Source organism: Sorangium sp. So ce117 (assembly GCF_051524395.1).
GTDB classification, from domain to species: Bacteria; Myxococcota_A; Polyangia; order Polyangiales; family Polyangiaceae; genus Sorangium; species Sorangium cellulosum_B.
Window position 1 is genome coordinate 1250369 of the sequence record NZ_CP150309.1, and the last position, 26699, is coordinate 1277067.

At 73.1% G+C, this 26699-nt stretch carries 15 protein-coding genes; 7 read left to right on the top strand and 8 right to left on the bottom strand.

Features of this window, described 5'->3' with window-relative positions:
* Nucleotide 1: 1 nt before the first annotated feature.
* The 4 genes from WMF46_RS04660 to WMF46_RS04675 form a co-directional block, all read right to left on the bottom strand.
* Nucleotides 2-1063: a pentapeptide repeat-containing protein gene (locus WMF46_RS04660; RefSeq protein ID WP_437984485.1), complete on the bottom strand. Its 1062-nt coding sequence runs from the start codon at nt 1061-1063 to the stop codon at nt 2-4.
* Entirely contained in the window at nt 1060-3699 is a 2640-nt protein-coding gene (locus WMF46_RS04665) for a DUF2169 family type VI secretion system accessory protein (protein WP_437984486.1), read from the bottom strand. Before WMF46_RS04665 ends, WMF46_RS04660 begins: the two co-directional genes overlap by 4 nt.
* 7 nt (nt 3700-3706) lie before the next feature.
* The gene (locus WMF46_RS04670) at nt 3707-6145 is read right to left on the bottom strand and encodes a type VI secretion system Vgr family protein (RefSeq protein WP_437984487.1); all 2439 of its coding nucleotides are present in this window, start codon (nt 6143-6145) and stop codon (nt 3707-3709) included.
* A 122-nt stretch (nt 6146-6267) separates the two neighbouring features.
* Complete coding sequence (locus WMF46_RS04675; protein WP_437984488.1) at nt 6268-7398, bottom strand: hypothetical protein; 1131 nt, start codon at nt 7396-7398, stop codon at nt 6268-6270.
* Nucleotides 7399-7607: 209 nt separating this feature from the next.
* Between WMF46_RS04675 and WMF46_RS04680 the strand changes: the two genes are divergently transcribed.
* From WMF46_RS04680 to WMF46_RS04690, 3 genes are all read left to right on the top strand, one after another.
* Nucleotides 7608-8423 carry an N-formylglutamate amidohydrolase gene (locus tag WMF46_RS04680; protein WP_437984489.1) on the top strand — a complete coding sequence of 272 codons (816 nt, stop codon included), beginning with the start codon at nt 7608-7610 and terminating at the stop codon, nt 8421-8423.
* A gap of 283 nt (nt 8424-8706) precedes the next feature.
* Entirely contained in the window at nt 8707-11535 is a 2829-nt protein-coding gene (locus WMF46_RS04685) for a protein kinase domain-containing protein (RefSeq protein ID WP_437984490.1), read from the top strand.
* Nucleotides 11535-15737 (top strand): DnaJ domain-containing protein, encoded by a 4203-nt coding sequence (locus WMF46_RS04690; RefSeq protein WP_437984491.1) that lies wholly within the window; start codon nt 11535-11537, stop codon nt 15735-15737. Before WMF46_RS04685 ends, WMF46_RS04690 begins: the two co-directional genes overlap by 1 nt.
* A gap of 6 nt (nt 15738-15743) precedes the next feature.
* Here WMF46_RS04690 and WMF46_RS04695 read toward each other — a convergent pair whose 3' ends face one another.
* Complete coding sequence (locus WMF46_RS04695) at nt 15744-17627, bottom strand: S41 family peptidase (RefSeq protein ID WP_437984492.1); 1884 nt, start codon at nt 17625-17627, stop codon at nt 15744-15746.
* Between the two features lie 380 nt (nt 17628-18007).
* Between WMF46_RS04695 and WMF46_RS04700 the strand changes: the two genes are divergently transcribed.
* Nucleotides 18008-18835: a sigma-70 family RNA polymerase sigma factor gene (locus WMF46_RS04700; RefSeq protein WP_437984493.1), complete on the top strand. Its 828-nt coding sequence runs from the start codon at nt 18008-18010 to the stop codon at nt 18833-18835.
* 89 nt (nt 18836-18924) lie between these two features.
* Here WMF46_RS04700 and WMF46_RS04705 read toward each other — a convergent pair whose 3' ends face one another.
* Entirely contained in the window at nt 18925-19746 is an 822-nt protein-coding gene (locus WMF46_RS04705) for an MBL fold metallo-hydrolase (protein WP_236644465.1), read from the bottom strand.
* A gap of 420 nt (nt 19747-20166) precedes the next feature.
* Here WMF46_RS04705 and WMF46_RS04710 point away from each other — a divergent pair, with 420 nt between their 5' ends.
* From WMF46_RS04710 to WMF46_RS04720, 3 genes are all read left to right on the top strand, one after another.
* The gene (locus WMF46_RS04710; protein ID WP_437984494.1) at nt 20167-20712 is read left to right on the top strand and encodes a YdcF family protein; all 546 of its coding nucleotides are present in this window, start codon (nt 20167-20169) and stop codon (nt 20710-20712) included.
* A gap of 2 nt (nt 20713-20714) precedes the next feature.
* Nucleotides 20715-23084, top strand: a complete 2370-nt coding sequence (locus tag WMF46_RS04715) for a peptidylprolyl isomerase (protein ID WP_437984495.1) — start codon at nt 20715-20717, stop codon at nt 23082-23084.
* 279 nt (nt 23085-23363) lie between these two features.
* Nucleotides 23364-24488 carry a glycosyltransferase family 2 protein gene (locus WMF46_RS04720; RefSeq protein WP_437984496.1) on the top strand — a complete coding sequence of 375 codons (1125 nt, stop codon included), beginning with the start codon at nt 23364-23366 and terminating at the stop codon, nt 24486-24488.
* Nucleotides 24489-24505: 17 nt separating this feature from the next.
* Here WMF46_RS04720 and WMF46_RS04725 read toward each other — a convergent pair whose 3' ends face one another.
* Both WMF46_RS04725 and WMF46_RS04730 read right to left on the bottom strand, forming a co-directional pair.
* Nucleotides 24506-25267: a YdcF family protein gene (locus tag WMF46_RS04725; RefSeq protein WP_437976589.1), complete on the bottom strand. Its 762-nt coding sequence runs from the start codon at nt 25265-25267 to the stop codon at nt 24506-24508.
* A 168-nt stretch (nt 25268-25435) separates the two neighbouring features.
* On the bottom strand, nt 25436-26632 hold the full coding sequence (locus tag WMF46_RS04730) for an MYXO-CTERM sorting domain-containing protein (RefSeq protein WP_437987853.1): 1197 nt from the start codon (nt 26630-26632) through the stop codon (nt 25436-25438).
* Nucleotides 26633-26699: the final 67 nt, after the last annotated feature.

Below are 26699 nucleotides of genomic sequence, written 5' to 3' on the forward strand. Positions count from 1 at the left end.
ATCAGCGGGCCGTCCGATCGGCCCCGGGGCGCGCCTTCCAGTCCTCCAGCGCGGCGACCTCGGCGTCGTCGCCGAGCCAGTCGCCGCCCGGGATGACGGCGCCGTCGCGCGCCGCGCGGTGCAGCTTCGTGCGAAACATCGAAGCCCTGCTGAAGTCGGCGCCGTTCAACTGGCAATGGGAGAAGTCAGCGTAGCTGAGCGTCGCGCCGACGAAGCGCGCGCCCGGAAACGCCCCCTTCGCCAGGTAAGCCTCCGTCAGGTCGACGTCCGCGAAGTCCGCGCCGGGCAGGTTCGCGCGCTCGAAGATGGCGTTCTGGAGCTTCGCGCGCGTGAACTTGACCTTGGCGCCGCGCGCCTGGCCGAACAGCGCCTGGGTCAGCATGGCCGCCGAGAAGTCGCAGCCCCCGACGTCGACGGCCGTGAAGTTGCACTGGGTCGCGTCGCACCCGGCGAAGCTCGATCCGGCCACGCTGCCGCGCATGAACTGCGTTCGGAAGAGCTTCGTGCCCGCGAAGGAGCGGGCTCCGAGGCTCGACTCGACGAACGTGGTGAGCGTGAGATTGGCGCCGTCGAGCAGCGCCGTCGCGAGGTCCAGCTTGTAGTACGTCCCGCGGTCGAGGTTGGCACGCCGGAAGTCCGTGCGGTCGAGGCCGCACTCGAGCACGTTGGCGCGGTCGAGGTTGGCTCCTTCGAACGAGCTGCCCGAGAGCACGCAGTTCGTCCAGGTGGCGAGCGGCGCCTCGCACCCCGCGAAGCTCGCCCGAGGCGCCGGCGACTCGACGAAGGTCGCGCAGATCAGCTTCGCGCTCGAGAAGCTGACGGCGTCGAGCTTGCTGCGGAAGACCGTCGCCATGTGCAGGTCGCTGCCCGAGAGGTCGCACGCGGACAGGTCGCACTCGTTGAGGCTCGCCTCCTTGAGCTGCGCGCCGGCCATCCGCGCGGGGAAGCGCACGCGGTCGAAGACGCCGCCGGAGATGTCGGCGCCCGAGAGGTCGAGGCCCGAGATGTCCCCCTGGACCACCGTGCCGTGGCGGATGGCGTCGATGAGCTGGTCACGGTTCACGGCGCGGGCCTCGTTGCCCCTTGATCGAAGCGAGTGAACTTCACGACGGCGTCGGTGAAGCGCGTGTCGCGGTCGCCGATGGCGCGGCTGAAGTCCGCGCGTGTGAGCTGGGCGCCGGTGAAATCAGCGCCGGCCAGCCTGGACTTCGACAGGATCGCCTCGGTCAGGTTCACGCCGCGCAGCGACGCGCCGTCGAGCCGCGCCCGGATCAACAGCGCGCTGCTCAGGATCGCCCGATCGAAGGTGGCCGCGCTGGCGTCGCACTCCGACAGATCGGCCATCACCATCCTGGCGGCGACGAACTTCGCGCCGGGCAGCGCGGTCGTCCGCAGGCAGCACTTCTCCATCACGGCGTCGGTGAAGTCGGCGCGCGGGAGCTCGCTCTTGTGACCGATCACCGCCTCGCTCATGCGGGCACGAACGAAGCGGGCGTCCTCCCCCTTGCAGGTGACGAAGCAGGCGCGCTGGAGATCGGCGCCCGAGAAGTCCACACGATCGAGCTGGCACTCGATGAACGTCGTCTGCACGAGGTGCGCGGCCGTGACGTTCGATCCCGTGAAATCGGCCCGGAGGAAGGTGCACTGGTCGAGCCGTGCTCCCGCGAGGTCCACGCCGATCCACCTCGTCTCGAGCACGTCGGCGCCCGTGAGCGTGGCGCGGGCGAAGCTCGCGCCCTCCACGCGCGCGCCCATCAGGACGGCCTGCGACAGATCGGCGCCCTCGAAGGAGGCCCTCTCGAGGTTCGCGGCGCCGAGGTTGGCGCCGACGAGCCGCGTGCCTTTGAGGCTGGCGCCGCGCAGGTCGGCCCGGGTGAGCACGGCGCCTTCGAAGCTGGCGCCCGAGAGGTCGGCGTCGCGCAGATCGGCGCCCTCGAGGAACGCCCGCGAGAAGTCCATGCCGGTGAGGTCCATCCCGCGGAAATCGGCGCCGGTGAGGTCGCGGTCCGCGAGGGGCTCGCCTGCGTCCCGCGCCACCTGGATCAACGCGCGCGCGATCTCCACCGCCTCCTCCGTCATCGGCGGAGCCGCGGGCGCGAGGTGGGCTGTTTGCTGGTACCCGGTGCGCGTCAGCCCCTCGAGCCGGAGGAGCTCCTCGTGAAACGCGGGGCTCGCGAGCTTCGCCTCGAGCTCGAGGTCCGGCTCGCCGGCCGCCCGCGCGACCCTCGCGAGCTCGGCTTGCTGTCGAAGGTGCGCCTTCGCGCGGAAGGTCGGTGGACCGCCGGTGAGCTCGCCTTGCTCCGCGGCCGGGTCGAACCCGGCGGCGCCCATCGCTGCCCGGTGCTCCGCCTTCAGGTCCTCCGCGGCCTTCTTCGCCTTCTCCTCCTCCTCGGCCACTTGCGCTTCGATCGTGAGGAGGTACTGCGCCATGGCGTCGAGGTCGTCCGTCGGCGGGAGCGCGATGGTCGGGAGCGGCTCGGCGAGGCCGTACAGCGCAGGATCGATCCCCTGCGCCGCGCACTCGGCCACGCGCTCCTGGCGCCGGCGCTCGGCGCCGCGCCGCTCGTTCTGCATCGCGATCAGGTCCGGCTTCAGCCACTGGCCTATCGGCCCGAGGTCCATGTTGGCGACCACGCCGGACGCGCGCGTGGGCATGAGGTCGCTGTCGCTCAGATCGTTCAGCGACCCCTTGTCCTTGTCGAGCCTGCGCACGAGGGCCTGCTGGTAGTGCTCGATCGGCCGGGGCGCGGCGGGCTCCTCACATGCGACGACGAGGTGGACGATGTCGCGCGCGTCGTCGGCGGCGACGAGCATCCAGCCGTGCAGGATCAGGGCGCCGATCCTGGCCGTGGGGAAGAGCCAGACCGTGTCGCAGCGAAGGCCGATCTCGACGAAGCGCTCGCCGTCCGCCGCTCGATGGGTCACGAACGCCCGCGCCACGAGGCCCGGCAGCTCTCCCTCGATCCGGGGGCTCGACGGGTTCATGTTCTCCACCAGGAAGCGCTCGTCGCCCCGCCAGAAACCGGGGATCCACTGGTCCTCGGGCGCGGCGTTGTACACGGTGGGGTCGTGGTCGGGGGGCAGGCCCGGCGCGTACTTTTCGACGTAGTCGCGCCCGAACGTCCCTGCCCGCGCGCGCCGCGGCGCGAAGCTCATGTCCATCGGCGCGAAGGACTCGGGCTGGTCGCTGTTCGAGCCGAGGAGGCCGCCGAACGGCTCGATGTTGGGCAGCGGTCGCACGCGCTTGCCGTCGCGTTCGATGTCCTCCGCGCCGATGCCGTAGGGGTTCCGCGGGTAGTCCTTGCCGCCGTAGGCGTGCGCCCAGTCGACGGGCATCTCCGCGAAGGGCTTCGGCTCCGTGGCGAAGCCGAACTGGCGGTGGCGATCGCCCATCACCATGAGCTTCTTGTCGATCGCGCCCACCTTTGCCCGGACGTACGACGCGGTCAGGGGCCGGCCGCCGGGGGTGCAGCAGCGTCCGGCGACGAGCAGCTCCCCGCGAGCCTTGGAGATCCCCTCGTCGAGCACGGCGATCCCGAGATCAGGGGTGACCGCCGGCCAGAACGCGAGCTCGTCGAGGAGCGCCCGCGGGCGGTCCAGGGGGAAGCCGATGATCGCGGCGACGTGGAACTGGGGTCTCCGCAGGTGCTCGATTACGCGCGTCAGGATCGGGATCTTGAGTGGCTTGCAGACCTTCACCGGCCAGTCACTCCTTCTTGAACGCGCCGTTCCAGATACCGATGGCGTAGTCCGCGATGCCGAACAGGGCAGTCTTCTTCGACATGGCGTACGCGCGCAGGAACATCCCGCCCGTGATCTTCTTGCAGAACTCGTTCTCGACCTTGACCCCGACGGTGTCGATCTTCAGGCCATAGGCGGACTGATAGATCGCCGCTTCGTCCAGCTTGAGGACGCCCGCGGCGCCCTTGTGGGTATACCAGTCGAACCACTTGGTGCTCTTCACCTGCACGTCGACGCCGTTGACCGTCACCTTGGGCGCCGTGAGCTCGATGCTGTCCGAGCCCTGGAGGTTGCAGTGGCCCCCGAGGCCCTTCACGTCGACGTTCCCGGCGGGGGCCTTGATCTCGATGCTCGCGCCCGTGCTGGTGACCGAGATGGCCTGACCGACGGTCGCGGTCCAGCTGTTGTCGATGTTGGACACCCACGTCCCATAGTGGTCGGTGTTCGTCGCCGTCACGTTGTGCTCCCAGCCGCCCGTGACCGTCGACTTCCCTCCAGGCTCGATCGTCTGGGTCAGCCCGCCGTGGATATCCTGCACCATGCCGCCAGCTAAGACCTTGTCGGTCCGGCCGGAGGTGATCTCCGTATTTCGACGGGCATGGTACTTCTCGTTCGAGTCGGCGCCGATGTCGAGCGTGAACGTCGACAGGTAACCGTGGGATACGGCGCCGTACACGAACCAGTTCTGCGTTCCCCAGACGTTGACCCAGGAGTCTCCGCCGACGAAGAGGCCCGAGTTGCCGTCGGTGGTCTGCCAGAGGCTCACGCCGACGTCGGATCCTGCGTTCGTGTCGCCGGTCGCCGCGGCGCCGGGGTTCGTGAAGTACCAGCTCGTCGGCTGGTCGCCGTCCCCGGTGAAGATCCTCGATTGATCGCCGGAGGGATGGCCGAGGTAGATGCCCGTCCTCTTGTTGGGGGACTGGATGAAGATGAACTCCTTGCCCTGCTCGTCCTCCATCACGATCTGGTTGTTGCTGCCCGTGCGAATCACGTTCTGCGTGCGGTTGCGCTCCTTGACGACGCTCGGCTTGTGCGCGTTGGGCACGACGCCCGCGATGAACGGCCGGTCCGGGTCGCCGCCGAGGAAGCCGACCATCACCTCGGTGCCCTTGCGGAGGGGAAAGTGGAAACCCTCGTTCTCTCCGCCGTGCGGCTGGAGCATCCGGACGCGCGTCGACACCTGCGCGTCGGGGAGATCGCTCGTGTCGAACTCGAAGCGGACGAGGTACCGGCCATCGGCGTCGATCTGGGCATAAGGGCTGTCGGCCGGGCCGCTGACGGCCCCGTTCTCGAAGCCGTAGATCCGCGGCCACGGGGTGGACTGCGGCGCTCGGTACTGTGCGCTCGCGGGCACGGCGAAGAGCTTCATCTTGTACGTGTCGGTGCCCTTGATGCCCGTCATGCGGACCACCTCGGGCGTCACGCCCGCGTGGGAGCCCTCGTGCTCCACCTCCACGGCGAGCCAGCTGTCTGGGAGGTCGTCCGGTCCGTCGTCGATGGTGAAGCGGTAGCCTGACCGCGGCCCGAGAGCGCTGCCCGCCGCGCGGAGCGTGCGCTCGCGGCAGCCGATGGATTCGGCCCGCACCGTCGCGATGCGCTTGGCGTCGCTCTCGCCGAACACGCGAGCGCCATACTCCCGGATCGTCCCGACGCCGCGCTCGGTCACGTCGCTGTCGCTCTTCACGGAAGCCGACGGGTTCGCGTAGTTGTAGTCGGCGATGGTGACCGTCTTCGGGAGCCACCGCACGTCGGCCTCCATCGAATGCAGCCCGGGCGGCGCCGTGACGTCGTCGCCCAGGATCGGCGCGTACCTCACGTGGCCGCCGCCCGGGAAGTCGTCGTGGAGCTCGCGGTTGTCCGCGATGACGAGGACCTCGCTCGGCTTGTCGTCGCTCTGCTCGAAATAATAGTAGAGGCCCTCGCGCTCGCACCACCGGTGGAAGAAGTCGAGGAGGGTCTCGCGGTACTGCGCGACGAACTCCTCCTTCGGGTACGTGCCGATGACGGAGAACCGGAATTCACTCGTGCTCAGGCCGCCGGCCTTCAGCGTGTCGGCCAGGAACTCGTCCACCTGCTTGTCGGTGAAGATGAAGCTCCGCCAGAAGTGACGAAGCATCCAGAGCTTGGGGACGAGCAGCGCCCGGTACAGGGCGCGCTCGGCCGTCTGGTGGAGCAGCCGCGTCCCCGCGATCACGCCGTGGAACACGACCGGGACCGCGTCTTCGCCGCGGCTGATCGTGAGCTTGGCCCGCTCGCCGACCGCATCCTGGACAGCCGTGCCGACAGGGACGGTGAAGAACAGCTCGATCTCGTACGGCCGAGATATCTCCTCCTTGCCGCGGAACCCGACGAAGGAGATGTTTTCGAGCTTCGAGCACGCGAGGGAGTAGAGCGCGGTGGGCATGTCTTGCCTCTTGCGACGCGGGGAGTGTGAACGGAGAGTCTCGGCCGGGCCTCGATTCGTGTCAACCGCTCACGCCGCGCCCGTAACCCGGCGGCGCGCCATCGAGGCCGTGGGGCCGGCGGTCAGGTGCCTTGGCGGAAGTACCTCCGCGCGTTCTCCCGCATGCGCTCCCATTGCTCGGCGAGCGCCGGATCGGCCGAGAGCCGCGCCTGCCAGAAGCGGTCGAGCGCCGCCCGCTCGTCCGGGGTCCTCACCCCATATCGGCTCTGGGTGTTCTGGGCATGGAGAGGATAGAGCTCGCAGGCCACCACCATCCCCGCATACTGCTCCAGCGTGAGCGGGGCGATGCTGGTGGCAGCGCCCACGCCCGAAGACGGCGCTGCGCGGTTGGCCTGGGGCGGCGCGCGCCAGGACGTGAGCTCGGGACCCATCGAGGCGCGCTCCTCGCGCGGAGCTGCGGCCGGCGCCGCCGGCGGCGGCGCCGAGGCGGAGCCCTGCGCCGCCGAGGAGGGGGGAGGGCGGAACGGCAGCACCGAATCGTACCGGGGCGCCGAGGACGACGGCGTGGGACGGTCCCACCCCGCCCTGGCCGCGAACGGGAGCGGGCTCGTCGTGGACGCGAAAGGCAGCGCGCCTGCGACCGGCATCGGCGTGGGCGGCAGCGTGGCATCCGTCAGCGGGGGTGCCGGCACCGCTGCGGCGGCGGGCGTGAACGGCAGCGGCCCCACGGCGACCGGCGTCGGCGCGGAGAACGGGACGGGAACGGCGGGCGCCGGGGCGACAGCGGACGAAGGGCTCACGGCGGGCGCAGGCGGCGAGAGCGGCCCTGCCAGCGGCGCCGCCGTCCCTTGAGGCCATGTCAACGCGACGTGCGGCGGCGGGCCCGCGGCCGCTTCTGCCGCCTCGGCCTTGCGCGTCAGCGCCGCCCCCTTCGCCTCGGCCAGGCGGCGCTCCAGGATCCCTTTCACCTCGGCGAGCGCCGCCCATGCGTCGGGCCCGCCCTCCTCCATCTCCGCGATGCCGCCGATCGCCAGCAAGAGGTCCCGGGCCGCGCGGAGCCCGGACTCCTCGACGGTGCGCCCGGGCATGTGACGTTTCGAGAACGCCGGCAGGTCCTCGTCCTCGCAGCGCGCGAGCTGAGCGAGGCGCTGGGCGACCCGGCGCCTCGCTGGGTCGGCGCTGCCGCCGAGGCTCGGGCGCATGGCCTCGTCGAGCTTCGCGAGGGCCTGGGCGATGGACGTGTTGTCGCTCACGGGGAATCACACCTGGACACGAGGAACGCCGACCTAGGAGTGTCGCTAGCCCTCCCGCACGACGTCAAGGGGGGCGGGGTTGCCGGTCGCTTTCCACGGCGGAGGAGCGCTCGCCGGACCGGTGTATCCTCCTGCCGCATGCGCCACGCGCATCACGCGCTCGCCCCTCGCGACGACACGTCCTTCGGCACACTCCGGCACCTGGCAGGATGACCGCTCCGCACTTCGAGATCCTGGGCCCCGATGCGCCCGGCCCCGTCGTTGTCGAGGTCCCCCACGCGGGCCTCGGGCTCGAGCCGCTCACCGCGCGGGGCCTCGGCCTCCCCTCGATCGCGCTCGACGCGGGCGCGCCCTGGGCCGACTCCGACGTGGGCGCCGCAGCCGTGTGCGAGGGGCTCGAGGCCAGGGGCGTGCGGCGCGTCGTCGCCACGGCGAGCCGTTACGTCGTCGATCTCAACTCGGAGCCGCGCGTGCCGACGCCCTATGAAGACAAGCTCCCGCCGGGGCTCGGCGACGTGCGCCGCTTCTCGTGCGCCGGCGTCATGTGGTGGGAGCGCCGGCGATCGCGCGCCGAGGTCGAGGCGCTCCTCGCAGAGGTCTTCGCGCCGTACCACGACGCCGTCGCCGCCGAGCTCGCGGCGTCGTGCGCGCGCCACGGCCGCGCCGCCCTCCTCGCGGTCCACACGTACCCCGACGGAGGCCGGAAGGACGCGCCGGACGTCGTGCTCGGGACCCGAGACGGCCGATGCGCGCGCCCGGCGGTGCGCGACGCCCTGGCGCGCGCGGCGCGGGACCATGGGCTGTCCGTCGGCGTCGAGGCGCCGTTTCCGGGCGGCTACTCCGTGCTCCGCCACGCCGCGCCCGGCGTCGACGCGATCCAGATCGAGCTGGCCCGGGCGCTCGTGTGCTCGCCCGGCGATCGGCGCCGCCCGGCGCTCGACCCGGACCGCGTGGCGCGGATGACGGCGGTGCTGCGCTCGCTGGTGGACGCGCTGGCCATCGAGCTTTCGCTCGGCGCCTCGTGACGTGCGTCCGTGGAGGCTGGACAGGGCAACGGCAAGCCGGCGGCGGCGCCCGCGACCCCCCCGACGTCGGCCGGCGGTCCGCCCTCGTGATCCCGGCCGGCTCGCCGCCCGTGCGGCATCGCACCCCTGGCCGGACGCCTGGCGGGTGGAGAGAGCTACCGTGCCAGCGATCGCCCTGCGCCTGCCTGGCGCCAGGAACGGTAAGGCTCACCGCCCGTCCGCCGAAATCCGGAACCAGGCGCGGGCGGGGAGGTGATACGATTTCTCGCCTTCCGGTGGCCGAATGACCTCACGTGGCGTCCTCCCCGAGTCCGTCATCCCTCCGCCCTCGGAAGTCACGGACGCGCCGGATGAGAAGCAGCGGGCGCGCGCCCGCCTCGGGATGACCGTCAAGAACAAGTGGCGGATCGACTCGCTCCTCGGCGTGGGCGGCATGGCCTCCGTGTACGCCGCCACCCACCACCGGAACGGCTCGCGCGCCGCGCTGAAGATCCTTCACGCCGAGTTCGCGCGCGACGTCGGCATCCGCGAGCGGTTCCTGCGCGAGGGCTACGTCGCCAACAAGATCGATCACCCCGGCCGGGTCGCGATCCTCGACGACGACATCACCGAGCAGGACGAGCCGTTCCTCGTGATGGAGCTGCTCGACGGGGAGACCGTCCAGCAGCTCTGGAAGCGCAAGAGCCGGAAGCTCCCCGTCGCCGAGGCGCTCTGGATCGCGGGCGAGGTGCTCCTCACGCTCGAGAGCTTCCACGCGGAGGGCATCGTCCACCGCGACCTGAAGCCCGCGAACATCTTCATCACGAAGGACAACGTGGTGAAGCTGCTCGACTTCGGCGTGGCGAGGATGCGCGGCGCGCCCGGCGACAAGACCAAGGCGGGCACGGCGCTCGGGACCCCCTCGTTCATGGCGCCCGAGCAGGCGATGGGGCTGACCGAGGGGGTCGACGGGCGGGCGGATCTCTTCTCGATCGGCGCGACCCTGTACGCCGTGCTCAGCGGGCAGCGCCTCCACCAGGGGCGCTCGGACAACGAGGCGTTCATCCTCGCGGCGACGACGCCGGCGCCGTCGCTCGCGCGGATCGCGCCCGAGCTGCCCGCCTCGGTCATCGGCCTCGTCGACAAGGCGCTCGCCTGGGACAAGCGCAACCGCTTCGAGTCGGCCGCGCAGATGCGGCAAGAGGTGCTGCGCGTCCTCGAGGAGGTCGGCGCGTCCGTGCCCCGCCGCTCCTCGCCGCAGAGCACGAAGCGCCCCCCGCCGGACGACTCGCCCACGGCCGTCGGGATGCGGGCGGCGGAGGAGCCCGTGCCCCACGACGAGCCGGGCGAGGCGGAGCCGGACGATCCCGCGGTCACGCGGCTCACCGAGGTGTTCCGCCGCATGGAGCGGCTGCTCCCGGCGGTGCGTCACTACGGCTGGACCCACCCGGACGCGGACAACAAGCTCCGCGCGACCTTCCAGGCGATCGTGGAGGCGCTGCGCGCGGACGGGAGCCTCGTCCACTGGACGCTGACGCCGTACGCCTTCGAGCATCGCCGGCGGACGGTGTGGGAGCCGTCGCACCCGCTCGACCTCGTCCCGTACAACCTCTTCGCGGCCGGCGTGCGGCGCGTCCAGCTGCTCGCTGGCATCACGGAGGACGAGCTGCGCGCCCTCTGCGAGGTGCTGCTGCTCGATCCGCTGCGCGACCTCGCCCCCGAGGACGACGTCGCGGCCGCCCTGTGGGAGCGCCGCCTCGAGCACGTGCGCTACGACGTGGTGAGCGTCTTCGTCGAGGGGGACGCGGCCGATCGCGAGCAGTTCTGGCACGAGGCCGACGACCTCGAGGGCATGGCCCGGCGCGCCGCCGAGGAGAAGGCGAACCGCGCCGAGGCGGCGGCGATGGTCATCGACACCGACGCCGCCGCGCTGCGCGCCGCGCGCCGCGCCGCGAGCGCGCTCGCGCTCGACCCGGTCGCGCAGCGCGCGCTCGGCACGCAGCTCGTCATGAGCCCGGATCGCTGGAGCGAGCGCTTCGTCGAGGTCGTGGCCGACGCCTTCCTGAACGCCAGGCGGTACAAGGACGTCGAGCTCGTGACCGAGCCGATGGCCGCCTCGGCGCGCGATCTCATCCTCGCGCGCCGCTTCGAGGTGCTCTTCGGGATGCACGACGCCATCGCGAAGGCCCTCGACGCGCTCGCGCCCAGGCAGCAGGGTGGCGCGCTCGCGACGGAGCTCGCCCGGGGGATGTTCCCGCCCGACACGGTGCGGCTGCTCCTCCGCGAGGCGACGCGCGTCGTCATGACGGCCGCCCCCGGCGGCGCGGCGCAGCCCGCCCCCGTGGACCTCGATCTGGTCGCGCAGCGGCTCGCGCCCATCCTGAACAAGCTCGGCAGCGAGACCCTGCCCGTCGCGATGGAGGTCGTGGGGCACACCGGCCACGAGGCGCTGCGCCGCGCGCTGCTCGGCCACGTCGAGCGGACGCTGCCCGGGCACGAGGAGGGGGTCGTCGACGCGCTCATGACGCTGGATCTCGACGTGGCCCGCCCGATCCTCAAGATGTTCGCCGCGTCGCGGACGCAGGGCGCCCTGGGCGCGCTGAAGCGGCTCTCCGGGTGCGCGAACGCGGCGCTCCGCTGCGAGGCGATCGCGCACCTCGCGACGAGCCCCGAGCAGATCCGGGACGAGCTGCTCTCGCTCGCCGAGTCGGCGCCGCCCGACGTGCGCGTCGCGGCGCTCCGCACGCTGGCGCACCACCAGGTCCGCGCGGCCGGCCCGCTGCTCGTCCGTCGCGTGCAGGACAGCTCGTTCCACCAGCTCACGCTCGACGAGCGGCGCGAGTTCCTCGGCGCGCTCTACACGCTCAACCCGGCGCGCGGCGAGTCGGTCGCCGTCGAGCTGCTCCAGCGGCACGGCCTCCTCGCGGACGACGCGGCGGAGCAGACCCGCTGCCTCTCGGCGGAGCTGCTCGGCCGCGAGGCGCGCTCGCAGGAGGCGCTCGACGCCGCGCTCGCGGCCACGAAGCGGCGGCCCTGGAACAGCCAGGCGCTGCGCGACGCCGCGGGCGCCGCCGCCGAGGCCATCGCCGCGCGCCTCGGCAAGCGGATCTCGACCGCCGGGGAGGTCCCGTGATGGCGCCCCAGGTCGACGTCATCAGCCAGAACGTGTCGGAGAACATCCGCCGCGAGCAGGCGCGCGATCTCGCCGCCAGCGTGGTGCAGGCCCTCTTCCGGCTGGTGAAGCTCTCGACGCTGCACGCGATCGACAACCAGGCCATGGTGCGGCAGGTCGAGGAGACGGTCTCGCTCGTCCAGGACTTCGGCCAGCGCTCCGGTCACAACGTCTCGATCCTGTTCACCCGCGGCTCGGTGTTCGTCTCCGGGCAGCTCCTCAAGGCGAACCGCACCGTCTACGAGGGCGCGCTCGAGCTCGGCGACGTCCTGAGCCGCTGCGGCTACTCCGAGATCGGCGTCGCCAAGGACGTCCGCGCGAGCGATCTCTACGCCCTCGCCTCCGCGCTCGCCGAGGCCCTCCGCAGCAGCAAGCCGGCGCTCGCCGACCGCCCGTCGCCGCGCGTCCGCCTGCGCGCCGTGGACGAGGCCGTGCTCCGCCGCGAGGTGGCGATCGATCGCGAGGGCGACGAGACCTCCGCGATCGTGCGCACCTACGCGACGGCGATCGTGATCATCCGCCGGTTCTACGACGACCTGCGGCGCGGCCGGTACACGCTGCGGCAGGGCGTCAAGCGCATCACGCAGCGCCTCGTCGACCTCTCCGCGAACGAGACGCCGGCCTTCCTGGGCGTCACCGCGCTGCGCAACCAGAACCACGACGACGCCGGGCGCGCCGTGAACACCGCGATCCTGAGCCTCGCGATGGCGCGGCAGATCACGAGCGACGTCGTCCTGCTCCAGCGGCTCTCGATGGCGGCGCTGCTCTTCGACATCGCCCGGCCGCGCCTCACGGGCGCCGCGACGAGCGGCTCTGGCGGGCTCGTCCCGCAGCTCAGCGAGCAGCAGGAGGCGGACGTCCCGGCGGGCACGGCGGTCGTGCTGACCGCGCTCGGCCTCGTCAACGAGCCGAGCGTGATGCGCACCGTCGTGGCCTACGAGGCGCACTGGGTGCGCCGCCAGCCGGCGCTCGGCCCGGCCTACCGCGGCCTCCGCCAGCCGACGCTCCAGGCGCGGATCCTCGCGACCGCCCGCGCCTTCAACGACCTCCTGACGCCGGCCCCGGGCGAGGCGCCGCTCTCCGCCGACGAGGCCATCGCCAAGCTCGAGCGGGAGGCGGCCGATCCGGCCGACCGCGCGGTGCTGCGGCTGCTCGTGGGCGCGCTCGGCATCTTTCCGACCGGCACGCTCGTGGAGCTCTCGACAGGGGAGGTCGCGCTCGTCGTGCAGACGCCGGCGCACCCGGCCCGGTACTCGCAGCCGCGCGTCCGGCTGGTCCTCGACGCCGCCGGCGGTCCCATCCCGCGCGCGCTCGAGGTCGATCTCGCCGAGCGGCCTCGCCAGGGCGAGCCGCCGCGGCACATCCGCCGGATCGTCGCGACGAGCGACGACCCCGCCGCCGCGTCGATGCGCGCCCACGCGGCGATCCAGGAGGCGCCGCAGGTGTCGCTCCGCTCGCCGGTGCTCGCGGCGGAGTCGCCGCCGATCCGCAGCGCGCCGGCGTCGCCGCTCGGCAACCTGCGCATGCCGCCGCAGCAGCAGATCACGCGGCCCTCGTCGCCCACGCTGCCGATGACCAACGCGCCGGCGAGCCGGAGGACGCAGCCGCGGGCCGGCGACGCCGCCCGCGGGCCCGCCTCGCCGCCCGAGGCCACGTTCGGTGGGCTGCCGGACGACGGCGCGGAGGCCAGGATGCTCGCGGATCTGCCGCCTGCGCCGTCCGGCAGGCTGTCTCCGCCCTTGCGGTCAGGGCGCACGACGGCGCGCTGGCCCGATCCACCGCATCTGGAGCCCGCCGCGGTGGCGGACCCAACCTCGCCCGCCCCGGGCGCTCATGGAGAGGAGTCGTGGTCGGTGCAGACAGACAGCGATCCGGACGAGGTCCCCGAGGAGAGCGCGCGCCCGCCGTCGGTGCGCACCCGCGGCTGGGGAGATCCGCCGCAGCGGCGCGAGCGCAACCCCGTGTCTGATCTGCCTCCGTCGGCGATGGCCGGTCCGATCGCCGTGCTGTCGTTGCCGGGCGACCCGCCGACCGCGGAGGGCACGCTCGCGCGCACGCCGCTCGTCCACCTGCTCGTGTACATGCTCGACCGGCGCCTCACCGGCACGACGTGCTTCATCGACCCCGACGGCGTCCGCCACGGCATCTTCTTCAGCGAAGGCGTGCCCGCCAAGATCTGGACCGGGACGATCATCGCCCCGCTCGATCGGGTGATCCTCGATCTCGGCCTCCTGGACGAGGCGACGCTGCGGGAGACGCTCCGGGACATCACCAAGCGACGGGTGCTGCATGGCCGGCTGCTCGTCTCCCGGGGCCTGCTCGACAGGGAGACGGTGTCCGGCGTGCTGCGCGAGCAGCTCGTGCGCAAGCTGGTCGCGCTCTACGATCTCCCGTCCGCGACGCGTTACGCCTACTACGACGCCCAGAACCTGCTGTCGTCCTACGGCGGTCCGGAGCTCATCGGGTGCGAGCCCCTCGCGGTGATCATGGCGGGCGTCCGGCTCCACGCCGACGATCCGCTGATCGACACGACCCTGGACCGGATCCAGAACCGGCAGCTCGGGCTCCACGTCGAGGCCGAGCTGAAGCGGTTCCAGCTCCATCGCGACGAGGCGGCCATCGTGGATCTCCTGCGGATGCGGCGCATGACGCTGGCCGAGCTGCTCGCCGCCGGCGTCGCGCAGGAGCGCGTCGTGCGGCTGATGATCTATGCGCTCGCGATCACGCGGCACCTCGATCTCGGCGCGCCGGGCCGGCGCCCTGTCGGGGTCGGCGGTCCCGCCGGGCCCGGCCGGGAGCGGGCCGCTGGCGCGCCCCCGGCCGAGGCGGGGCCAGCGCCCCAGCGCGAGCCCTCCGGCGCGGCGGCGCGCTCGCCGCGCCCCACCGTGGGCTCGACGATGCCCGGTCCACGCCCGGCGCGGGGCGAGGCCGAAGGCCGCGCACCGCAGCGGCAGCCCGACGACGTCGCGGTGCCGTCCAGCAGGCGCGCTGGGGTCCCGGTCGCCCCGCGCCGCTCCACGGCGCCACCCCCGGCCGCGGCGCCGGAGGCGGCGTCGTGGACCGGCGCGCCGACCCCGAGCCCGGCGGCGCCCTTCGACGCGCGCGCGTACGGCGGTGATCCGGGCGGCGGTTACCGCGGCGTGGATCCCAAGGCGCTGAGGCCGCCTCCTGCGCCGACCTTCGCCGGCGCCCGCGTTGCGCCGCCGCCCCCGCAGGCGCCCACCGTCAAGATGGCGGCGGTCGGCCCGGAGGGCAGGGCCGCGCGAGGGGCGGGGCGCGCCGAGGCGCCGTCGCCTGTGCCGCCGGCGCGCGCCGCCGAGCCGGCGAAGCCGCAGGGACCGGCGGCGCTCGCGCCCGATCTCCCGCCGCTGCCGCGCGCCGCGCCGAACCCCGAGCTCGCCGCGCGCCGCGCGGAGATCGAGGCGCGCGCCGCGTCGATCGACGGCGAGGGCTTCTTCGAGATGCTCGGCGTCGCGGAGGACGCCCCTCCGGAGCGCGTGCAGAGCGCCTATTTCGCGCTCGCCAAGCGGTGGCACCCCGACCGGACGCCGGCGGAGCTCCAGGACGTCAAGCCGCTCGTCGCGCGCGTGTTCGCCCGCATCAGCGAGGCCTACCAGACGCTGAGCGATCCGAAGCGGCGCGCCGAGTACCAGAGCGCGCCGAAGGAGGCCCCGCCCCCCGCCGAGGACGAGCAGCGGATCGCCCGCGCCGTCGACGCCGCGCTCGAGTTCCAGAAGGCCGAGATCCTGCTCAAGAAGAACGACCTCGCGGGCGCCGAGGCCCGCGCGCGGCGCGCGCTCAACGCCGACCCGGAGCAGCCCGAGTACATGACGTTGCTCGTCTGGATCCAGGCGCAGCGGCGCGGCGATCCGCCCGTGCTCGCGGAGGGGGCCACGAGCGCGCACTACGACGATCTGATCCAGACGCTGGATGCCGTCCTGGAGAAGGAGCCTCGCTACGAGCGGGCGCTCTTCTACCGCGGCATGCTGCTCAAGCGCTCGGGGAGGATCGACAAGGCGATCGGCGATTTCCGCCTGGCGGCAGAGCTCAACCCGAAGAACCTCGACGCCATCCGCGAGGTCCGCCTGCAGGAGATGCGGAGCCGTACGACGAGCGATCCGACGCCTGCGGGGGGCCTCCTCGGCAAGTTCTGGAAGCGCTGACGCGCGTCAGCGCGCTGCCGCGGGCACCGCGCCGAGCGACCGCAGCGCGCGGCAGACCGTCTCGTCGCGGCAGGGCCCTATCCGCCCTGCGTGCGCCGGCCAGGGCACGTCGCGCACGCGGTGCAGAGCGCGCACGTCGGGGCCTCGCCACGGGCCGAGCGCCCGGTCCACGCGCGCCTCTCGCTCGTTCGTCGCCGGCAGCGACAGCTGCACCTGCGGCACGATGCCCACCTTCTGCACCGGCGCGCCGTCGGGGAGCGCGTAGAGGAGCGTCGTGAGCCGCAGCACGCCGACGTGGGCGTCGTCGTCGAGGTATTCCTGAGCGCACCCCTTGCCGTACGTCCGATCGCCGATGATCACCCCGCGCCGGTAGCTGGCGATCGCGCCGGCGATCATCTCCGCCGCGCTCGCGGAGTCGCCGTCGACGAGCACCGCGAGCGGCCCGCTCCACCCGCGCTCCTCCGGGACCTCGGGCGAGCGCTCCACCTCGACGCCGCCGTCGCGGCGCCGCATCGGGAACAGCGGTACGCCCGGCAGGAACAGCCCGAGCGCGGCGATCGCGCCATCGGTCGAGCCGCCGCCGTTCGCGCGCACGTCCAGCATCACGCCCCGCGTGTCGCCCTGCGCGCGCGCGCGGAGGAGCGCCGCCGCGACCCGATCCCCGAGGTCGTCGGGCACGTCGGGGATGGCGATCACCGCGACCTTGCCGTCCCCGTAGCGCACCAGATCGAGCGGCAGCTCCGAGGGCGCCGCCTCGGCCGGCTGCGGTCCGACCGGGTGCGGCGCCACGGTCAGCTCGAGGGGCGCCGCGACCCCGCGCCGCAGCAGCGCCACGCGAGCGGTCGTCCCGGGGTGCACGTCGGACAGCACGGCGAGCTGCTCGGCCTGCTCGACGCTCATGCCGGAGATCGGCAGATCCTGGATCCGGAGCACCACGTCCCCGTCCTCGAGCGGCGCGAGCGCGCCGCGGTCGATGCGCACCCCGATCGCGGTGCGCGTCATCTCTTGCCAGAGCCGGGCCGGCGGGTGCGCCTCGAGGTCGAGATCGTAGATGGAGACCTCCTCCTCGAGCGGCGCCCAGGCGCCGTGCGCGTCCAGCTGGGGCACGTAGGCCCGCACCGCGGCGGCGATCACCGTGCGCGCCCAGCCGTCCTCGCTCATCGAGGGCGCCGCCCGCTCGCGCACGGCGTCTACGTACCGGGCGAGCGGCTCCCCGACATGCGCGCGCAGCCCGCCGACCTCCCGGCCGAGCTTGCGCGCGAGGTCCCGGGCGCTGCGCGTCACCTCGCCGTCCTCGAACGGCGCCGACGACACCAGCTCCCACGCTGCGGCGTGGGTCGCGGGCGGGCTGGCCAGGCCGCGCCGGTAGCCGTCATCGAAGAGCGTCTCGAGCTCGCGCGACCACCGGGCGAGCTCCTGCCCGACGCGCAGCGCCGCCGCGCACGGTCCGCTGCCCACGGGCGCCTGCAGCTCGTCCAGGAGCGCGGCGGCTTCCCGCTGCAGCGAGGCGCCCACGGGCGTGTCGGGGGCGACCGACCACAGCCCGTGCGGATCCAGCCAGTCGGAGGTCGCTTCGGCAAACTTTGCGGGATCGACGCGGAGCGGCGGGGCGGCCAGCGTGGTGCGGGCCTGGGCCACGATGGCGCGGGCCTGCTCGCAGCCGAGCGACGTCGGCGCCCCGGTCGGCACCGCGATGCCGCGGTCGAGGGCGTTCGGGTCGCAGCCGACGCCGTCGATCTCCTCGTCGTCCGGCGCGACGGTGTGGAGCAAGGGCCGCGCGATCCCGCGCCGCGCCCTCGCGAGGGGGATCTCCGCCTCGCGCGAGAGCAAGGCGAGCGTCGCCAGGCTTGCGGCGATGCACGCGACGGAGCCCGCGACGCGCGTCCTCACTGCTCCCCGGATATCACGATGCGGCGCGCGGGGGCAGGGGCGACCGCGGCGGCGTCCGCGCGGAGAGCGAGCGTGCGCGCCGCGCGGGCGGCGCCGTCGCCCGCGGCCAGGGGCCTCGGCGCGCACCTCGTCCGCCTCGTTCGCCGCTCGTGCGCTGTGGATCTGGGCTCAGCGCTGCGCATTCGTGCTCCTCCGCTTTCCCGCAAAGCTTTCGCTTCCGTCGAGGGATCCGAACACGTTGCGCATTCCAGCGCAAAAAAAGGCGATTTCCTAGGGTCAATCCCGGCATCACGCCTGCATCTGCCCCGGTGCCGCCCGCCGGCCCGCAGGGCTCGCAAGCCCTCCTTGATCCGCGCGCGGTGGAGAAGAGCGGAGAGATCATGAGCGCCACCTGGGATCGTGCGGCATTCTCGGCTTATCGTACAGAGCTCGCGAACTACGCCACCCTGAGCCCGGAGGCCGAGCGAGAGCTCGCGTTCCGCTGGCGAGCTGGTGACCGGGACGCTGGCCGGCGCCTCATCGAGGCGTGCCTGCCGTTCGTGATGACGATCGCTCTCGAGTACCGCCGCTGGGGCCTGCCGATGGAGGACATCGTGCAGGAGGGGAACATCGGCCTCCTGAAGGCCGCGGAGCGCTTCGATCCGGACCGCGGCTGCCGCCTGGCGACCTACGCGGCCTACTGGATCCGGGCGGAGATCCGCGAGCACGTGGCGCGGGGGTACCGGATCGTGCGCCTCGGGTCGTCGAAGAGCGAGCGGCGCGCGCTGCGCATCTACCGCAAGACGCACGAGAAGGACCCGGCGGTGCTCGCGGAGCTGAGCGGCCTGTCGGAGGAGCGGGCGGCCGAGCTGCTGCCGCTGCTCATGGCGCGCGACGTCAGCCTGGAGCGCTCTCCGACCGAGGACGGCGTAGCTCCGGTGGAGCGGCTCGCGTCGAGCGCGCACACGCCGGAGGACGAGACCTGCGACGCCGACGAGCGCGCGCAGCTCTCGCGCGCGCTGCTCCAGGTCGTGAACGAGCTGTCGCCCCGCGAGCGCTCCATCATGCACCAGCGCTGGCTGACGGACAGCCCCGTGACGCTCGAGCAGCTCGGCGCCGACTTCGGCGTCAGCAAGGAGCGCGTGCGGCAGATCGAGGAGCGCGCCAAGAAGCGGATGCGCGCGCGCATCGAGGAGATCACCCGCGAGCCCATGGCCAAGAGCGCATAAGGCGCCTGTGGCAGCGAGGCGCGGCGCGCTCCAGCGCCGCGTCTCGCGCGCGCTGCTCCTCGCCGCCTCGAGCCTGGCGAGGCGTCGCGCTAGATCTCGATGACCGTGCCTTCGCGCGCGGCGATGGTGTTCGGGAAGAGCTCGCGGGCGCGCATCTCCTTCTCGCGCACCATCGCGTCGGTCTGGTTGGGATCGTGGTGGTGCAGGACGAGCTGCTTGGCGCCCGCCGCCTTCGCGAGCTCGCAGCCCGCGACGAACGTGGCGTGACCCCAGCCCGTCTTCGGGCCGCCGCCGACCTCGCCCGCGTACTCTTCGGGCGTGTACATGGCGTCGAAGATCAGCACGTCGGCGCCCATCGCGAGCTTCTTCAGCTTCGGATCCACGATCGCGTAGTGCTCGGAGTCGGTGATGTACACGACGACCTTGCCCTCGTGCTCGACGCGGTACGCGTACACGCCGTTCGGGTGGTTGCCGCGCGCGTTGGTCACGCGCACATCGTCGTTCGGGCCGATCGTGACCACCTCGCCCTCGTAGAGGTCGCGGAAGGTCATCGCCGCGCCCATCTCCGTGAGGTGCACCGGGAAGCTCGGGTAGTCCATCTGCCCGGCCAGCGTCTCCTCGAGCGTCCGGGAGACGTTGAGGCCACCGTAGAGATGGATCTTGTTCCCGCGCACGAACGCGGGCGTGAAGAACGGGAAGCCCTGGATGTGATCCCAGTGCACATGACTGAAGAACATCCAGGCTTCGAAGGGCATCTCCTTGACCAGCTCCTGGCCGAGGAGACGGAGCCCCGTCCCGCCATCGAGGATGACCAGCGTTTCGCCGGCACGAATCTCATAGCAGCTCGTGTTGCCGCCTACTTCGACCGTGCCTGCACCGGGCGTGGGGATGCTTCCGCGAACCCCCCACATCTTGATCCGCATCCTGCCTCGCTCGCTGAACCCCGCCCGTTTCAAGGTAGAGCTATTAGATTCCGAGCGCGGGCAGCGTCAAGCCGCCTGGTGCACCGGGAGCAAGGAAGGTCGCAGACGTGGAGACCTGGCCGGGGGAGCAGGGCCAAGGCGCCAATGTAGTCAGGGGATAGGTTGCGGGCCCAGCGGCCGGCGCGGCCTGCCGCTGGGGGGCGGGAGCGCGCGGCGGCGGGGCGGGGGCGCGGGCGGCGGGGGCAGAGGCGCGGGCGGTGGGGCGGGCGGCGCAGATGGCGGCCACCGGTCGGCCTGCGGGCGGCGCAGGCATCGGAGCGGCGCGGCCCGCGGGCGGCGGCGGGAGGGCAGGACGATCGCGCGCAGCGGGCACGCGAAGGCCGCGGCCGATGGGCTATGGTCGGTCGCATGCCGCTCCACGCGGACGCCATCGTCGTCCTCGGCTGCAGGGTGTTTCCCTCCGGGCGCCCGGCGGCCCCCGGTGCGCGCCGCGCGGCGCGCGCCGCGGAGGCCTACCGCGACGGGGTCGCGCCGTGGGTGATCGCCAGCGGCGGGCGCCGCTGGGGCGCGCAGGTCGAGGCGCGCGTGCTCGCCGCCGAGCTGCGGCGCGCCGGCGTGCCGGCGCACGCGATCCTGCAGGATCTCTGGTCGTTGACGACGCACGAGAACGCGATCTTCAGCGCGGCCCTCCTGCGCCGCGTGGGCGCGCGGCGCGCGGCGATCGTCACCTGCTCCTGGCACATGGCCAGGGCTCTCCAGAACTTCCACGACGTCGGGATCGACGCTTGCGGGCTGCCGGCGTCGCGCGTGGGCGACCCGGTGGTTGCGCGCGCATGGCAGCGCGGTCACGAGGTGGTCTCGATGTGGCTCGACGCGCGCGCGATGCGCCGCCGGCGGATCCTCAGCGAGAGCGCCGCCTGGCTGCTCGACACCGCTCGTCAGGGTGAACCGTGATCATGCCGAGAAGGCGCTCCTCTCCGCTCCTCGTCCTCGCGCTGCTCTTCTCCCTCTCCGCCTGCACCGGGCAGCCGGCGCCGGGCCCCGCGCCCGACGCCGGGAGCTCCGCGGCGGCGCCGGCCGCCAGCGCCGGGGCGGCGGGGCGGATCGACGCCCTCCTCGCGGCCGAGCAGCGCCGCGCCGCCCTGGAGGTGAGCCCCGCGGACCAGCAGAGCCGCGACGTCGGCGTGCGGCGCGCCGCCGCGCGGGCCCTCGCGCGCATCGGCGGAGACGCGGCGTGGCCTGGGCTCGCGCGGGCGCTCGCCGACGAGGACGACGAGGTGGTCGCGTGGGCCGCCTACGGCCTCGGGTTCTCGTGCAAGGAGCGCGAGGCCGAGGCGGTCTCGGCGCTCGTCGCGCGCGCCCTCGCCCGCGACGCCCGCCCGAGCCCCGCGGGCGCGGCGACCGCCGCTGCGTCCGCTGCGTCCGCTGCGTCCGCGGCGGCGCCGAGCGGCGGCGCCGCTGCGGGTGCGCCGCCGCTCGACGCGGGCGGCGCGCTCGCTCGCGCCATCGGGCGGTGCGGCGCGGAGGCGTCGGAGCCGACGCTGGTCGCGTGGCTCGACGGCCCGCGCGAGCGCGCGATCCACGCGGCGTACGCGCTCGGCGATCTTGCCGCGATCAAGCTCAAGCTGCGCGAGGAGACGCTCGTCGCGCTGCTCAACCTCGCCTCGGGGAGCGCGGCGAGCCCGCCGGTCCCCGAGGCGCTCTACCCGATCGGGCGCCTCGAGCACGTCCCGCTCACGGTCATCCCCCGCATCCGCGACGTCGCGACCGCGCGGCTCGCGGAGGCCTCCGACGCGCGGCTCTTCGCGGTGCGCGCGCTCGGCCGGGCAGGGGAGGCGGCCGCCTCCGAGCTCGCGCGCGTGCTCTCCGCGAAGGGGGTGTTCACCGCGAGCGAGCGCGCCGAGGCCGCGCGCGCGCTCAAGCGGCTCGGCCCGCCCGGCCAGCGCGCCCTCGCCGACGCGGTCGCCGCGCTCGCCCCGAGCGCGGACCCGATCGCGCTCACGGGCCTCGTGAGCGAGGACTTCGGCGTGCTGCTCACCGCGCTCGACGCGCTCGGATCTGCGGGCGCCGCGCGCAAGGCGCTCCGCGATCTCGCCGCCCTGCCCCCGCCGCCGAGCGCGCCCGCGGCGATCCTCCGCCGCGTCGCGTGGCTCCGCTGCGGCGCGGCCCGGCTCCTCGCGGGCGGGGACTACCGCGATCCGCTGCTGCTCGGCTGTGACGTCACGGCGCCGGCGGAGCCGGGGAGCAAGCCGGACGCAGGCGCGCCGGTGCGCGGCTCGATCGGCGCCCGGGCGGTCGTCGAGGTGATCGGCCGCGACGCCATCACGGGCGCGCGGCTCGCCGCGTTCCGCGCGTACGCCGCGTCGGGCGATCTGCGCGCGCGGGAGGCCGCGATCGAGCTCATCGCCGCGCACGAGGAGATCGCCGGCGCGCCCGACCTGCTCGCGAAGGCGCTCGCCGCGGAGGAGCCGGGCCTCGTCGCCGCCGCGGCGGAGGTCATCGCGCGGCAGCCCCAGCGCGCGTCGGAGGCGCCGGGGAAGCGGAAGCGCAGGAAGCGGAGCGACGAGAAGGACGCCCCCGCGGCGGTCACGTCGCCGGCGATCGAGGCCGCGCTGCTCGCGATCCTCGACCGCCCAGGCGCGCGCGACGATCCGGAGCTGATCGGCGCGGTCGTCGACGCGGTGGGGGCGCTGGCGCTGAAGCCGGCGGAGGCTCGCCTGGAGCAGCTCTGCCGGTCGAGCCACCCCACGACGCGGGCGCGCGCCGGGACGGCGCTCGGCGTGCTCAGGGGCCGCAAGATCGCGTGCGACGCCGGCCTGCCCGGGGACGCGGGCGCGGCGGGGCGGCCGGCCGTCGCGCCGCCGGTCGGCGAGGTGCCGGCCGAGGCCTCCGCGCTCGTGCGCGCGCCGGCGGTGCTGATCTTCGACACGGACGCCGGCGAGCTCACGATGACGCTCGACCCTGCGCTCGCGCCGGTCGCGGTGACCCGCTTCGTCGATCTCGCGCGCTCCGGCTATTACGACGGCAAGATCGTCCATCGCGTGGTGCCCGGCTTCGTCACCCAGTTCGGCGCGCCGTTCGGCGACGGCGCCGGAGGTCCGCCCGGCAGGCCGGCGCTGCGCTGCGAGACGTCGCCGGTCGCGTTCGAGCCGCTGCGGGTCGGCGTCGCGCTCGCCGGCCGCGACACCGGATCGAGCCAGCTCTTCGTGATGCACGCGCGCGCGCCGCACCTCGACGGCCAGTACGCGGCCGTCGGCGTCGCCGCCGGGCCGTGGGCTGCGCTCGCGGATGGGGACATCATCCGCAGCGTGAAGGTGCGGAACTGATCGCGGGCGGCGCGCGGCGTGCGCGTCCCGTGACGACCTGGGCGCGCGGTGTGCGCGTCCCGTGACGACCTGGGCGCGCGGCGCCTGTGTCGCGTGCGCGCGCGGCGCACGACGCGCCTCACGCGGCGGCTTCACGGCGTGTGCGACATGCGCCACGCATCGTTCGTGTGCGGCGTGTGACGCGCGTGCGTGTGCGCGCGCAACGTGAACGGCCGTGTCGCGGCGTGGCCCATCCATGTCGGTTGACAACCGCCCCCGACCGGCGCTCTACAGTTTAGCGTGGTCATTGCCTCCTTTCTGGCCGTCGCGGTGCTCGTGTACACCTACTTCGGGTACCCGATCGTTATCGGCATCCTGGCGCGCCTCTGGCCTGCGCAGCGGAAGGAGGATCCGGACTACGTCCCCACGGTGACGGCGTGCATTCCCGTCTTCAACGCGGTGTCGTATCTCCCGGCGAAGGTCGAGAGCCTGCTCGCGCTCGACTATCCGAAGGACAAGCTGGAGGTCCTGCTCTTCTCGGACGGCTCGACGGACGACACCGTGCTCGTGGCGCGGCAGCTGGCCGAGCGCGATCCTCGAGTGAAGGTGATCGTCAGCGAGGCGCGTCGTGGCAAGCCGATCGGCGTGAACACGATGCTCGGGGCCGCGACGGGCGAGGTGCTGTTGATGACGGACATCCGCCAGCCGCTCGTGCCCGGGGCGTTGCGCGCGCTCGTGCGGCTCCTGGCCGATCCGAACGCGGGCTGTGTCTCTGGCAACCTGGTGCTGAAGGGATCGGCGGGGTCGGGGGCTTACTGGCGTTACGAGAACTGGATCCGCCTCCAGGAAGGGCGGTTCAGGAGCATGGTGGGCGTGACCGGTCCCATCTATGCGATCCGCCGCGCCGACATGAGCCATCTCCCGGAGGGCGTCATCCTCGACGACATGTGGGTGCCGATGCGGCTCCGCCTCGAGGGGCGTTCGATCCTGTTTGCTCCCGACGCGATCGCGTACGATGACGCGTTCGGCGACGAGCGCGAGTTCGGCCGCAAGGTGCGCACGCTGGCGGGCAATTATCAGCTCTTTTCGCTGCTCCCGGCGCTCCTCGTCCCGTTCAGGAACCCGTCCTGGTTCGAGATCTTCTCGCACAAGCTGCTCCGCCTCGTGTGCCCCTGGGCGCTCGTCGCGCTGCTGATCACGTCGACGGTCGGGTGGATGGGCGCCGAGATGAGCGGCGACGCCTCGTGGACGCTCTACGCGGCGCGCGCGCTGTTCGGCGGGCAGGTGGCCTTCTATCTGCTCGCGGCGCTCGGGGGCGCTGCGGGCAAGCTCGGCGCGCTCGCGCGGACGTTCGTGGTCCTGAACGCGGCGGCGGTGGTCGGCCTCTGGCGATACCTCCGAGGCTCGCAGAAGGTCACCTGGTAGCGCGGGGCGCGCCGGGGCTACGGCTCCAGGAGACCCACGAGCTCGTGAACGGCGCGCTGCGACCGTCTGAGGGAGAGCGACTCCGGCAGCAGCCGCTCTAGCCCCTCGGGTGGCAGCGACTGGAACCTGACCGGCGCAGGGAGGACATCGAGCCCTGCGCGCTCGAACATGCGGAGGGAGCGCGGCATGTGGAGCGCGCTGGTCACGACCACGACGGCGTCGGCCGACAGGCCGCGGGCGATCCGTGTCGAGTGGAGGGCGTTTTCTCGGGTATCGCGCGACTCGGTCTCCAGGATGATCTTCTTCCTGGGAACGCCGAGCTCCACGAGGAGATCGGCCATCGCGCTGGCGAGCTGGGTGGGCGCGCCTCGGACGTCCTTCCCCGAGACGATGACGTGGCCGAAGCCGTACTCGCGGTAGACCCGCACGGCGGCGAGGCCGCGCTCGAGGCCTGCCGCCGACTGCCGTTCCATGGCTGGCTCGCCGAACTCGTCGGCGTCGATGCCGGCGGTGAGGATGACGAGGACCCGCCGCTCGGGTGAGCTTCCGGCGAGCTCCGCGTGCAGGTCCCTCGGCACCGTGCTGATCCGGCGTGCGAGCGCGCTCGAGAGCCAGGGCGTGGAGAGGAGCCACAGCGCGAGCCAAGCGCTCCACGCGAGCGCCCGCCCGATCTTCGCCCCGCGTGTTCGGAAGCTCCAGTCGCCGCCGGAGAGCGCGAGGCCGACGCCCGCGGCGACGAGGAGCACGAGCAGGGGATCGACGAGGCGGGAGATGGGCAAGGCGAGGCTCGCCGTGAGGCGCTGGGTGGGCTCACTCTATGAAGGCGCCGGGGGGGCGATGCGAGCGAAAAAGGGGCCGTCTCCAGATGAAACGGCGGGACGGAGCCGATCGGGGATCGTCCGCCCCGCAGCGACGCGCGCTTGCGGCGGTTCGTGGTGGAGCGACGCTCAATGCCGCCGGTGGGTGCGCCGGCGCCTGGCTGCGGCGGCGAGGGCGAGCCCCGCGAGGCCCGCGGGGAGCCACCCGTCGGGGGCGTTGCCGGGCATCCGGCAGCCGCACCCGCCGTCGTCGCTGGAGCCGCTCGAGGTGCCGCCGGTCGGGCTGTCGCCGCCGGTGCCGCTGCCGCCGGTGCCGCCGCCGCCGGCGCCGTTGCTGCTGCTGGCGTTGGCGGGCGGCTCTCCGAGATCGAGCGGCGCTTCCGTGTCATCGGCCGCGACGAGGATGGGCGGCGCCTCGCCGGTCTCCTCGTAGATGGCCCGGAGGTCGTCTCCTGTGCTGTCCGTGCGGTTCTCGGACTGCAGGAACTCGATGTACTCCTTCGTCATCGACTGGTAGTACACGCGCGCCGAGAGCGTCTGCCTGCCGAAGGCGTTGGCCGGGACGGTGAGCGTGAAGCGCGCCTCGTCGTAGTTGCGGTATCCGCCGTTCCCATCGGCGAAGTCGATCTCCTGGGTCGGCTGGGTGGTCCGCGACGGGACGAAGCCCTTCGGCGGGATGCGCGTATCGGAGATGATCATGTCGTGGAGCGCGAGGTGCTCCTCCTTCTCACCCACGCCCGCCTCGCCGTCCCATCGCCCGTGCACGGCCCGGTACTCGTGGGTGGGCGGCTCGTGCTGGATCTCGCCGGTGTCGGCGTCGTAGCCGCCGAGCAGCGGCCGTTCGACGCCGTTCTCATCGACGAGGAACACGGCGATCCAGGCGCGCCGGCTCTCCGCATAGCCTGTCGGGAACTTGTGACCGGTGAGGTTCTCGACCCGGACGGTGACGGCGATCTCCTCTCCTGGCGCGGCCTCCTGCGGGGCGTCGACGAGCGTGACCGAGGCGGCCGAGGCGAGGCTCTCGAGGGTGCCTTTGAGCGCGCGCTCGAAGGAATCAGCGCGCTCCGCCGCGAGCGTCGGGTCGGCCGCCATGACGGCTTGGATGCCCCAGTGGTTGCCGCCGACGATGAGGTGGTCGCGCGGGTCGGTGCGGGGAGGCCCGAATTTGGCGACGGACCACTCCCCGAGCTTCTTGCGCATATGGCAGTCAACGCAGCTCTGTGCGTTCGTCCCGCCGTCGCGGAAGTCGCTGGATGCCCACTCTTCGAAGGTCGTATCGAGCGGAAATTCGATGTCCGTCGGAGTTCCGTTCGCGTCTCGGAGCATCACTTCCGGATTCGTAACCTGGTGGCATTGACCACAAAAGCGGGAGGTCGAGAGGCTGGGAGCCTCC